This window comes from Sarcina ventriculi (assembly GCF_900456775.1).
Taxonomy (GTDB): Bacteria; Bacillota; Clostridia; order Clostridiales; family Clostridiaceae; genus Sarcina; species Sarcina ventriculi.
The window spans coordinates 578,611-591,052 of sequence record NZ_UAUL01000001.1 but is presented as its reverse complement, the minus strand read 5'-3'; the positions used below and the strand labels follow the sequence as shown (position 1 = coordinate 591,052).

At 28.7% G+C, this 12,442-nt stretch carries 12 protein-coding genes; 11 read left to right on the top strand and 1 reads right to left on the bottom strand.

Annotated features, from left to right (window positions below; all coding sequences use genetic code 11):
• The first annotated feature begins 3 nt into the window (after positions 1 to 3).
• The 7 genes from DR020_RS02630 (at position 4) to larB (ending at position 7,765) form a co-directional block, all read left to right on the top strand.
• A complete protein-coding gene (locus DR020_RS02630) occupies positions 4 to 1,014 on the top strand; it encodes an ABC transporter ATP-binding protein (RefSeq protein ID WP_112365197.1) in 1,011 nt (336 codons plus the stop codon).
• Position 1,015: 1 nt separating this feature from the next.
• Complete coding sequence (locus tag DR020_RS02625; protein ID WP_055260150.1) at positions 1,016 to 1,984, top strand: ABC transporter ATP-binding protein; 969 nt, start codon at positions 1,016 to 1,018, stop codon at positions 1,982 to 1,984.
• Between the two features lie 29 nt (positions 1,985 to 2,013).
• Entirely contained in the window at positions 2,014 to 3,657 is a 1,644-nt protein-coding gene (locus DR020_RS02620) for a peptide ABC transporter substrate-binding protein (RefSeq protein WP_112365196.1), read from the top strand.
• A gap of 225 nt (positions 3,658 to 3,882) precedes the next feature.
• On the top strand, positions 3,883 to 4,533 hold the full coding sequence (locus DR020_RS02615) for a peptidoglycan recognition protein family protein (RefSeq protein WP_055260151.1): 651 nt from the start codon (positions 3,883 to 3,885) through the stop codon (positions 4,531 to 4,533).
• Between the two features lie 358 nt (positions 4,534 to 4,891).
• Positions 4,892 to 6,199, top strand: a complete 1,308-nt coding sequence (gene larC, locus DR020_RS02610) for a nickel pincer cofactor biosynthesis protein LarC (RefSeq protein WP_112365195.1) — start codon at positions 4,892 to 4,894, stop codon at positions 6,197 to 6,199.
• On the top strand, positions 6,200 to 6,997 hold the full coding sequence (gene larE, locus DR020_RS02605; RefSeq protein ID WP_408069126.1) for an ATP-dependent sacrificial sulfur transferase LarE: 798 nt from the start codon (positions 6,200 to 6,202) through the stop codon (positions 6,995 to 6,997).
• A 21-nt stretch (positions 6,998 to 7,018) separates the two neighbouring features.
• Complete coding sequence (larB, locus tag DR020_RS02600; RefSeq protein WP_058994140.1) at positions 7,019 to 7,765, top strand: nickel pincer cofactor biosynthesis protein LarB; 747 nt, start codon at positions 7,019 to 7,021, stop codon at positions 7,763 to 7,765.
• A gap of 134 nt (positions 7,766 to 7,899) precedes the next feature.
• On the opposite strand, the gene DR020_RS02595 is transcribed toward larB, so the two are convergent.
• Positions 7,900 to 8,682 carry a DeoR/GlpR family DNA-binding transcription regulator gene (locus DR020_RS02595; RefSeq protein WP_112365193.1) on the bottom strand — a complete coding sequence of 261 codons (783 nt, stop codon included), beginning with the start codon at positions 8,680 to 8,682 and terminating at the stop codon, positions 7,900 to 7,902.
• 294 nt (positions 8,683 to 8,976) lie between these two features.
• Here DR020_RS02595 and ulaG point away from each other — a divergent pair, with 294 nt between their 5' ends.
• The 4 genes from ulaG (at position 8,977) to DR020_RS02575 (ending at position 12,406) form a co-directional block, all read left to right on the top strand.
• Positions 8,977 to 10,041, top strand: coding sequence for an L-ascorbate 6-phosphate lactonase (gene ulaG / locus DR020_RS02590; RefSeq protein WP_058994142.1), 1,065 nt, complete (start codon positions 8,977 to 8,979; stop codon positions 10,039 to 10,041).
• A 29-nt stretch (positions 10,042 to 10,070) separates the two neighbouring features.
• Entirely contained in the window at positions 10,071 to 10,505 is a 435-nt protein-coding gene (locus tag DR020_RS02585) for a PTS sugar transporter subunit IIA (RefSeq protein WP_058994145.1), read from the top strand.
• Positions 10,506 to 10,574: 69 nt separating this feature from the next.
• Positions 10,575 to 12,056, top strand: coding sequence for a PTS ascorbate transporter subunit IIC (locus DR020_RS02580; protein WP_112365192.1), 1,482 nt, complete (start codon positions 10,575 to 10,577; stop codon positions 12,054 to 12,056).
• A 59-nt stretch (positions 12,057 to 12,115) separates the two neighbouring features.
• A complete protein-coding gene (locus DR020_RS02575) occupies positions 12,116 to 12,406 on the top strand; it encodes a PTS sugar transporter subunit IIB (RefSeq protein ID WP_055260159.1) in 291 nt (96 codons plus the stop codon).
• The last annotated feature ends 36 nt before the right edge of the window (positions 12,407 to 12,442 follow it).

Sequence of the window (12,442 nt, the reverse complement as noted above, 5' to 3'; positions counted from 1 at the left end):
CTTATGGAGAATTTATTAGATGTTAGGGGGCTAAAAACTTCATTTGATACTAAATTTGGAGAAGTACAAGCAGTTAGAGGAGTGTCTTTTCAGTTAACTAAAGGTGAAGTTGTTGGCGTAGTTGGAGAGTCAGGTTGTGGAAAGAGCATAACAATGATGTCTATCATGAGGTTGTTAGATAAAAATGGAACTATAAAAGATGGAAGAATATTTTTTGAAGGAAAAGATATAAGTAAAATTACAGAAAAAGAGATGTCAAAAATTCGAGGAAATGATATAGCAATGATATTCCAAGATCCTATGACCTCTTTAAATCCGCTTATTACAATAGGTAATCAAATAATAGAGCCTTTAATAATACATGAAAAATTATCAAAAAAAGAAGCGTTTAAAAAAGGGGTAGAACTTTTAAGGCTTGTTAATATTCCAAATCCAGAGAAGAGAATGAAGCAATATCCTCATGAATTTTCTGGAGGAATGAGGCAAAGAGCTATGATTGCTATGGCGCTTAGTTGTAATCCTAAACTAATAATTGCGGATGAACCAACAACGGCACTAGATGTGACTATACAGGCACAAATACTTGAAATAATGAAAAATATAAAAAATAAGCTAGGAACATCAATAATTTTTATTACGCATGATTTAGGTGTTGTAGCTGATATTTGTGACAGAGTAAATGTTATGTATGGTGGGCTTATTATAGAAAAAGGGGGAATAAATGATATATTTGATAATCCAAAGCATCCATATACTTGGGGATTGTTAGATAGTGTTCCTAGTGTACAAAAGGAAAGAAAAAGACTTAAACCAATAGAGGGACAGCCACCTGACCTTTTAAAACCGCCTAAAGGATGTCCTTTTTATGCAAGATGTAAGTTTGCTATGAATATATGCAGAGAAAAAATGCCTGAATTTTATGAGGTTTCTAAAAAACATAAGGTTTCTTGTTGGCTAAGTGATGAGAAAGCGCCAAAAGTTATAAGAGCAAGGTCTAGGGAGGTGGGTTTATAAAATGGAAAAATTAATTGAAATAAAAAATTTATCAAAGTATTTTAATACTAGTAAATCCATATTTTCAAAAAATAAAGGAATATTAAAAGCGGTTGATAATGTTTCTTTTGATATTAAAAAAGGTGAAACTTTAGGTCTTGTTGGAGAATCTGGGTGTGGAAAGAGTACTTTAGGGAGAACAATATTAAAACTTTACGAACCAACTAGTGGACAAATTGTTTATAAGGGGCAAGATATAAGTTCTATGAAGGGAAAAAATATTGTGAAATATAGAAAGCATATGCAAATGATATTTCAAGATCCGTATGCTTCTTTAAATCCTAGATTTACGGTAAGGGATATTATAGGTGAAGCAATAGATATTCATAGATTAGCAACAGGAAAAGATAAAACTGAGCTTATTAAGCATTATTTAAATAAAGTTGGATTAAACTCAAGTCATATCAGTAGATATCCTCATGAGTTTTCTGGTGGACAGAGGCAAAGAATAGGAATTGCAAGAGCTTTAGCTGTTAATCCAGAATTTATAGTTTGTGATGAACCAATATCGGCACTAGATGTTTCAATTCAAGCTCAGGTTATAAATATGTTGGAGGATTTACAGGAGGAGCTAGGATTAACATACTTATTTATAGCCCATGATTTATCCATGGTAAAACATATATCTACTAGGATTGGAATAATGTATTTAGGGAAGTTAGTAGAAATATCAACTAGTAATGAAGTGTATTATAATCCTGTACATCCGTATACAAAAGCTCTTTTATCAGCCATACCTGTGCCAGATCCTAAAATTGCAAAGACAAAGCAAAGAATTATTTTAGAGGGGGATATTCAATCACCAATAGATCCACCAAAGGGATGTAGATTTTGTTCAAGGTGTAAATATTCAAAACCTATATGTAAGGAAGAGGAGCCAAAACTTAAAGAGGTTTTTAAAGATCATTTTGTAGCATGTCATATTTCATAAAAAATTATACTATTTAAGGGGGAATTTATTTGAGTAAAATTAGATTAAAAAAGATTTTAGCTATGACACTTTTAACAGCACTTGTAGGAAGTACATTTTTAGGATGTGGAAGTACTGAAAACACTGTATCATCAGGAAATGTTGAACAAAAGATAGTATATAATATAGATGCAAATCCTAAAACAATAGATCCTCAACTAAACTCAGCAGTTGATGGCTCAAAGGTTATACGCAATACGTTTGAAGGATTAATGAGAGAAATAGAAAATGGGGAAGTAGAAAATGGTATAACAGAAGGGTATGAGGTGTCAGAAGATGGCTTAGTTTATACATTTCATATAAGGGATAATGCTAAATGGTCAGATGGGGAAGACGTTACAGCTAAAGATTTTGAATATGCTTGGAAGAGAGCATTGAATCCAAATACAGCAGCAGAATATGCTTATCAATTATTTTATATAAAAAATGGTGAGGCGTACAATAAAGGAGAAGCTTCAGCAGATGATGTAGGAATTAAGGTTGTAGACAATAAGACTATAGAAGTAACTTTAGAGAGTGCGGTGCCATATTTCGTATCACTATTGGCAATGCCAGTATATTATCCAGTAAGGCAAGACATAATAGAAGAAAATGGAGATAAATGGGCACTTAGTCCAGAAACTTATGTATCAAATGGACCTTTTAAAATGACTGAGTGGAGTGAAAAGGAAAGTATGACTTTCATAAAGAATGAAAATTATTGGGATGCAGATAATGTGAAATTAGAAACTTTAGTTTTTAGACTTATAGATGATCAAACTACTACTCTTTCAGCTTTTAAGAATGGTGAATTAGATATTATGGAACAACCACCAACTACTGAAATACAATCATTAATAGATGAAGGGGTAGCTAAAGTATATCCTTATCTTGGAACTTATTTTTATATGGTAAATGTATCTGGTAAAGGTTTGTCTTCAGAAGCAGTGGATGCTCTTCAAGATGTAAGGGTTAGAAAGGCTTTATCGCTTGCAATAGATAGAAATTTAATTACTGAAAAAGTTTCTATGGGAGGAGAAATTCCTGCAACTAGTTATGTTCCGGAAGGCGTTAAAGATACACAAGGAAATACATTTCATAAAGATTATTCTAGTGTAACAACTAATATAGAAGAGGCTAAGAAGCTTTTAGAGGAAGCTGGATATCCAAATGGTCAAGGTTTCCCAACTATTACATTCACTTATAATACAGCTTCAAACAATCAAATGATAGCACAAGCTATTCAAGATATGTGGAAAACTAATTTAGGAATAAATGTAGAACTTAAAAATGAAGAATGGGCAGTATTCCAAACAACTAGAAATAATTTTCAATATGAAGTTTGTAGACATGGTTGGATTGGAGATTATAATGATCCTATGACATTTTTAGATATGTGGGTAACAGCAAGTGGTCAAAATAATGCGGGATATTCAAATGAGGAATATGACTCTTTAATAGCTCAAGCTAAGTCAGAACAAGATGGAAAAAAGAGAACAGAGCTTTTAAGAAAAGCAGAAGATATACTTATGGATGATATGGCAATAATTCCAATATATTATTATACAAATATAGTTTGTGCTAATGATAATGTAAAGGGATATGTAAAATCACCTTTAGGTAGTATGTTGTTTAGACAGGCTTATGTTGAATAGAGATTATAAAATTAATAATAATTAAATATTGAAATAGATTATAGTAGGGTACTAAGATTTAATGATTAAATCTTAGTACTTTATATTTTTATAGAGATATAAATTTTGATATGAGTATTTATAAAAATAGAGGAAATTTATTGTAGTTAGTGGTATTTAGTAAATATTTGAGTTATAAATTATTCAGAGAGGATAAAGAGAATTTTTATATTCTTACAGAGGTTTATGAAAAATAAGTTTAAAGCAATAAAATTAAATAAAAAATTTATAATGAAAATAATAATATTTTTAATACTAAGTTTAATAGTTTTTTTAGGATATATTCTTATAAAAAATTTATGTAATAACAATAGTTATAAAAAGATATATGATGTTAGTATTAATAAAAAAGAGCTTAATATAATAAAGGAAAACTTAAATATACAGGAAATAGATTATAAATGGAATGGAGTATTAATTAGTGGAAATAATCCTAAAAAGATAGTAATTCATCATGCTGCGGCGGAAAATTTGTCACCACAAGAAGTTCATGAAATGCATGTAAGCAAGGGGTGGACAGGTATAGGATATCATTTTTATATAAGGAGTGATGGTACTATTTTTAAAGGAAGGAATGAGAATAAAATAGGTTCTCATGTATATGGAAATAATACGGATACATTAGGTATATGTCTTGAAGGAAATTTTGAGGAAAAGGGAGTACCGAGGGAGCAGTTAGAGGCTTTAGTGAATTTGGCAACATATCTAACTTTAAAATATGATATATCAGATATTGTACGACATAATGATTTAGGGGTAACAGAGTGTCCGGGAAAACTATTTCCTTTTGAAAGTATAAAAAATTCTATTATAGAGAAAATAAAAAATATAAATTAAAAACCATGAGCATATGCTTGCACATATTCATAAATATAACCATAATTATAGTTTATGTAAAAAACAACGAGAAAATTAACTTGTTGTTTTTTTATTTTATATATAGAAATTTATTGTGTTTTTTTATATTATATGAAATAAAAAATTTAAAATAATTATATAAATATTTAAAATATTAGTATAATACTTATAATTTATATACACTAACAATGAATTATGTAGTATAGTTTTATTGTAGAGAGTATCAATTTTAGTAGTAGATTTATATGATAAGGAGGTGAACTGTTGCTAATAAACTTTGAATTTAGATATTTGTTAGTGTTTAATTAAAATTTATAGTTTACTAGCAATAGATAAAATGAGGATACTATATTATGATTGTTTTTCAGGAATAAGTGGAGATATGAATTTAGGAGCTTTAGTTGATTTAGGGGTTCCTGGAGATTATTTATTAAAAGAGTTAAAAAAATTAAATGTTAGTAATGAATATAATATTCATATAGAGAAAGGGACAAAACAAGGTATTACAGGAACAAGTGTAAAAGTTTATGATATGAATGAATTACATGGACATGAGCATAATCATAATCATGAACATGAACATAACCATGAACATAGTCATGAGCATGAACACGAACATAATCATGAGCATGAGCATAACCATGACGAACATAATCATGAACATAGTCATGGAAGTAGGAATTATAATGATATAAAAGAATTAATAAATAATTCAGAAATAAATTCAAATGTGAAAAAAATATCATTAAAAATTTTTGATGAAGTTGCAAAGGCAGAAGCTAAAGTACATAATAAAACTATAGAAGAAGTTCATTTTCATGAAGTTGGAGCTATTGATTCGATAGTAGATATAGTAGGGGCTGCTATTTGTATAGATTATTTGAATATAGATAAAATAATATCTTCACCGGTTGAGGTTGGATATGGAACACTTAAATGTGCTCATGGAATATTACCAGTTCCAGCACCAGCAACAGCAGAAATATTAAAGGATATACCTGTTATTTCAAAGAATGTTCCTTTTGAAGCGACAACACCGACAGGAGCTGCCATAATAAAGGCGATGGCAAGAGAAATAACTTATGAAAAAAACTTTATGGTTAAAAAAATAGGTTATGGATTAGGTGAAAAGGAAGGCAAAAAAGCTCCTAATGTGTTAAGAGCATTTTTAGGTGAATCTGATGATAATACAAGTAAAGAATATATGGTAGAATGCAATATAGATGACATGAGAGGCGAAGAATTTCAACTTTTAATGGAAAGACTTTTAGAGGAAGGTGCATTAGATGTTTTCTATACATCAATACATATGAAAAAAGATAGACCAGCAACTAAAATATCTGTTTTGTGTGGTTTTGATGTTCTAGAAAATATTAAGAAAACTATATTTTTAAATTCATCAACAATTGGTGTTAGATGTTATGAGATAAGTAGAGAAAAATTAGAGAGAAGAGAAGAAATAGTTATTTGTAAATATGGAGATGTTCCAGTTAAAATATCATATTTAAATGGCGAGGAAATAAGAGTTAAACCAGAATATGATATATGTAAATACATAGCTAAAGAAAGAGGAATTGAGATAAATAAAGTATATAATGAAATAATGTATGAATATACAAAATCTAAAAAAAATAATTCTAAGTAGGTGATTCTTATGGATAAATTAGAAAGTTTAAAAGATTATATAAAAGAATTAGGTAAAGTTGCAATAGCATTTTCAGGTGGTGTAGATAGTACTTTTTTACTTAAAGTATGTGGTGACGTTTTAGGAGAAAATGCTGTTCCTATAACTATAGTTTCTCCATATATACCAAGATGGGAGATAGAAGAAGCAAAAGAACTTACTAGAAAGCTTAATTTAAATCATCAATTTATAGAAGTTTCTATTCCAGAAAACATTAAATATAATCCAGAAGATAGATGTTATTTATGTAAAAAACAAATTTTTACTTTGTTAAAAGATAAGGCTAAAAGTTTAGGGATAGATTATATTATAGATGGAACAAATTTAGATGATACAAAGGATTATAGACCAGGAATGAAGGCTTTGAAGGAGCTTGAGGTAAAAAGTCCTTTGCTAGATCTTGGATTTACCAAAAAGGATATAAGAGGATATTCTAAAGAGTTGAATCTTGAAACATGGTCAAAACCAGCCTATGCATGTCTTTTAACTAGACTTCAAGTTGGAGAAGAAATAACAGAAGAAAAGTTAAGAAAGATAGAAAAGTCAGAGCGTTATTTATTTTCTTTAGGCTTAACTGGTATAAGAGTTAGAAATCATGGAGATTTAGCAAGGATAGAAGTTCAACCACAGGATAGAGAAAAATTATTTAATGTTGATATAATGAATAAGATATCAGAAAAATTAAAAGAGTTTGGATTTAAATATGTAACATTAGATATGAGTGGATATAAAATGGGAAGTTTAAATAAAGAAAAATAATGATTTGAAAGGAAGATTTTTATGGATAAAGCTCATTTAAAGAAACTTTTAGAACTTGTAAAAAGTGATACTATATCTATAGATGAGGGAATTGAACAATTAGCAGAGTTACCATTTACAGATTTGGGATATGCAAAAATAGATAATCATAGAACATTGAGAGTTGGATATCCTGAAGTTATTTATTGTGCAGGAAAAACAATAGAACAAGTAGTTGGTATAGTTAAAAACATGTCTTTAGGAAATAATAATATATTAGGTACTAGAGCTTCTAAAGAAATGTATGATGAAGTTTTAAAAATATGCCCTGATGCTAAATATAATGAGTTAGCAAAAACTATAACAGTTGAAAGACAAAAAATAGAAAAAACAGAGAGTTATATAGCGATAGTTACAGCAGGAACATCAGATATTCCAATAGCTGAAGAGGCTGCAATAACTGCTGAAATATTTGGAAATAATGTAAAGAGAATATATGATGTAGGTGTTGCTGGAATACATAGATTATTTAATCGGGTCGATGTTATAAGAGGTGCAAAAGTAGTAATTGTAATAGCTGGAATGGAGGGTGCATTAGCTAGTGTAGTTGGTGGATTAGTTGATAAACCTGTAATAGCTGTTCCAACTAGTATAGGATATGGTGCAAACTTTAATGGACTTTCAGCGCTTTTAACAATGTTAAACAGTTGTGCAAGTGGTGTTAGCGTTGTAAATATAGATAATGGTTTCGGTGCTGGATATAATGCAAGTATGATAAATAAATTGTAGTACTAATGAAAAATTATAAAAAATAGAATAAGAAACTCATAAAATTAAAACAGTTGTTTAAACGAGTCAATAAAGTTTTAACAATTGTTTTAATTTATGATGGTTTAATATAAGGTTAATATTTTCAGCAAAGATTAATTTTCTTCTGAAAACATTACTTGAACTCCTTTTTCTTCAAGTTTTTTAACTTCATTTTCATCTGCGTTTTTATCTGTAATAACATAATTAACATTATCAATACTACCGCTAGAAAAATTATGATGGATTCCAATTTTTGAACTATCGGCTAATACGAATGTTGGTCCATTACAATTTTCAAGCATTTTCATGTTAATGGTCGTTTCTTGAAATACTGAAGTGCTTATTCCACAATGAGAAGCTATACCGTTAACCCCAATAAAACATTTAGTTGCAGTAATTGTTGAAATTATCTGTGTAGCTATATCTCCTATCATTGATTGTTTTCTTCCGTATACTTGACCTCCTGTAAGTATTACTTCTATTTTAGGAGAAAGATTCATACCTAAAACTTTTCCATTATTAGTGATGACAACAATTCTTTTATCACCAATATATTGTAAAATTTTTATAGCTGTTGAACTTGAATTTATAAAAATGATATCATTATTTTCTATAAATTCAACTGCTTTTTTAGCAATTGATGACTTTAAAATTTCATTTTTATTTGTAGCATTGTCACAAAATTTCTTATTTAAAATATTTTGCGAAACTTGTGCTCCGCCATGATTTCTAATAATAAGACCTTTTTCTTCAAGAATTTGAAAATCTCTTCTTATAGTTACATTAGAAGTATTTAGAAATTTAGCTAATTCTTCTGTTTTAGCGAAATTATTTTCTTCTAAATATTTTAATATAGCTTCTTGTCTTTTTAAAATAAAGGTTTTTGTATTTTTCATTATAATCTCCTTGAGTTTAAAATACTCTATTTATTCGCATTAATTATTATAAACAATAATTATATATAGTATAAGTATAACATAAAAATCAATAAAATATTAATAAAATAATTTAAAACAAACATAAAAAAATAAAAAAACGAACATAAAAAAGATTTTATTTATAAAAATATAATTTTTTTGATTGAATTACTTGAAAAGAAAACGATTTTAATTTATAATTAAATCAATAAATAACTTAAATAAAACAAAAAAGTTCTAAAAGAACATAAAATAAAAATATGGAGGGGAATTATGAATAAAGTGAGTGAAATAACAAGAGAATCTTGGATTTTAAATACGTTTCCAGAGTGGGGAACATGGTTAAATGAAGAAATAGAAAACGAAATAGTTAAACCGGGAACATTTTCTATGTGGTGGCTTGGCTGTACAGGAATTTGGTTAAAATCAGAGGGGAATACAAATATATGCATAGACTTTTGGTGTGGAAGTGGTAAAAAAACTAAAAAAAATCCATACATAAATCCACAACATCAAATGGCAAGAATGTGTGGAGGAAAAAAATTACAACCTAATTTAAGAGTTGCTCCATTTGTATTGGATCCTTTTGCAATAAAAGAAGTTGATGCTATAATATCTACACATGATCATAATGATCATATAGATGTAAATGTAGCAGCAGCAGTTCTTAAAAATTGTTCTAATAATGTTCCATTTATTGGACCACAAGCTTGTGTAGATAAATGGGTTGAATGGGGAGTGCCAAAGGGAAGATGTGTAGTGGTTAAACCAGGTGATGTGATAAAGATTAAAGATATTGAAATACATGTATTAGAATCTTTTGACAGAACTGCATTAATTACGGCTCCGCCAGATGGTGATTTGAGAGGTAAAATGCCAGTTGATATGGATTATAAGGCAGTTAATTATTTGATTAAAACTCCTGCTGGTAATTTATATCATAGTGGAGATTCACATTATTCAAATTATTATGCTAAACATGGAAATGATTACAAAATTGATGTAGCATTAGGCTCATATGGAGAAAATCCAAGGGGTATCACAGATAAAATGACTTCTGTTGATATTTTAAGAATGGCTGAAGCATTAAAAGCACAAGTGATTATACCGTTCCATCATGATATATGGTCAAACTTTCAAGCAGATACTAATGAAATACTAGCATTGTACGATATGAAAAAGTATAGATTGCAATATAAATTTAAACCATTTATATGGCAAGTTGGTGGAAAGTTTACATTCCCAAGTGACAAAGATAACAGAGAATATCATTATCCAAGAGGATTTGATGATTGTTTTGAAGTAGATATTAATTTACCATATAAATCATTCTTATAAAATTTATAAAGAGCTAGGAGGAAAAGTTTATGTTAAAAGAGATAATTGAAAAAAAAAGATATTCTTTTCATCAAGGCTTTGATAATTGGGAGGATGCAGTGAAAGCTGCATGCACTCCCTTAGTATTACAAAAAGCCATTGAAGAAGAATATTCTGATTTAATAATACAAAGTATAAAAAAGCATGGTCCATATATAGTAATTGCACCTAAAATTGCTATACCTCATGCACAAGAAGGAAAAGCGGTTAATGAAACATCTATATGCTTTATGAAAACGAATACTCCTGTTAGTTTTGGAGATAGTGAAGAATATGATGCTCAGTTATTTTTTGTATTAGCGTCAGTAGATAATGAAGTTCATCTTAAAAATCTTACGAAGATGGTAGAGTTGATATCTGATGAAGAGGTAGTAGATAAGCTTTTAAATGCAAAGTCTGTGGAGGATTTAAAGAAACTAATTTAAAGAATAGTATTTTATTATTTTTTATATTTATAAGAAGTGGTAAAATATACGAAAAGGATGATAAGTTTTATGGGTTACATTAATTACACTTGGCAATTTTTTCAAAATAATATATTAGATAGTGCGCCATTTCTTGTTGGACTTATAGTATTTATAGGCTACTTAATACTTAAAAAGCCTATTTATGATGCTATATCAGGGTTAATAAAGGCAATTGTAGGGTATCTAATTTTTAGTGTTGCAGTAAACGGTTTTTTTAACAATTTTACTCCAATTCTTTTAGGTCTTAAAGATACGTTTCATTTGCAAATGGCTGTTATGGATCCATATTTTGGTCAAATTGCAGCCCAGGAAGCTATAACTAAAGCTGGAAGATCCTTTTCTATGATGATAATTGTTTTGGTTATAGGATTTGCATTTAATTTACTTCTTGTATTATTAAAAAAATATACAAAAGTAAGGACTGTATTTATTACAGGACAAGTAATGGTACAACAATCATCAATAGCTTTATGGTTAATATTTTTCTGTTTTCCTAGTTTAAATAATATAGTGGTAGCGCTTGTTTTAGGTTTACTTTTGGGAACTTATTGGGCAGTATTTTCTAATCTTACAGTAGAACCTTGTCAAGAGCTTACTCAAGGTGGAGGTTTTGCGTTTGGTCATCAACAAATGTTAGGAGTTTGGATTACAGATAAAATTTCAGGTTTGTTTGGCAAATGTGAAAATGATGCAAAGGATATTGGAGATATAAAGTTTCCTAAATTTTTATCTTTGTTTAATGATAACGTTGTCGCAACTAGCATAATAGTTACAATTTTCTTTGGAATTATAATGTTATTAATTGGACCTAATATGATGCATAAACTCGATCCGAATTTTAGCAATAATACAAATTTTATATTTTACATAATAAAAAAATCATTAACTTTTACAGTATATTTAAGTATATTACAACTTGGACTTAGGATGTTTATTTCAGAGTTTGTGGAAATATTCCAAGCTATATCAGATAAACTTTTCTCAGGTTCAGCAGTTACAGCAGTTGACTGTGCAACAATATTTGGGTTTGGTCATCCAAATTTATTGACAATAGGTTTTTTATTCGGGGTGATTGGACAAGTTATTGCAATAATAGGTCTTGTGATTTTCAAAAGTCCAGTAATTGCAATTTCAGGATTTATACCTTTGTTCTTTGATAACGCTACATTTGCGGTGTTTGCATATAAGAAAGGTGGTTTAAAAGCCTCAATGATAATACCTTTATTGTCAGGATTTATTCAAATAGCTTGTGGTGCTTTTGCAGCATATTATTTTGGATTGGCTCATTTTGGAGGGTATAGTGGAAACTTTGATTGGGTTACATTATGGCCAGTTATAGGATTTTTGATGAATAAATTGCAATATGTTGGAGTAGTTATAGCTCTTATAGTTATGCTTTTGATTCCTCAAATTCAATATTTTAAAAATAGAAAAGGTTATTTTAAAATTGTTGAAGATTATGAGGGGTATTTAGAAGATAAAGAAAACAATAAACAAAATAGCATATAATTATAAATTTTATATAGAAAAATAATATTAAATAAAGTTGATTTTAGGAGGAGATAGTTATGTTAAAAGTAATAGCAGCATGTGGAAATGGAATGGGATCAAGTCAAATTATAAAGATGAAAATAGAGAAGATTTTTAAAAAATTAAATGTTCCAGTATCAATCACTCATACAAGTATAGGAGTGGCAAAGACACAAGCATCAACTTATGATGTGGTATTTTGTTCAGAAGCATTAAAAGATAATTTTGCTAATGCACAAAAATCAGGAACTATAATTATAGGGCTTAAAAATATATTATCAGAAAAAGAAATTGAAGAAAAAATACTTGAAAACGTAGTGAATAAATAATTTATCTTAGGTATAGATAGTAAATGTTAATTTAAA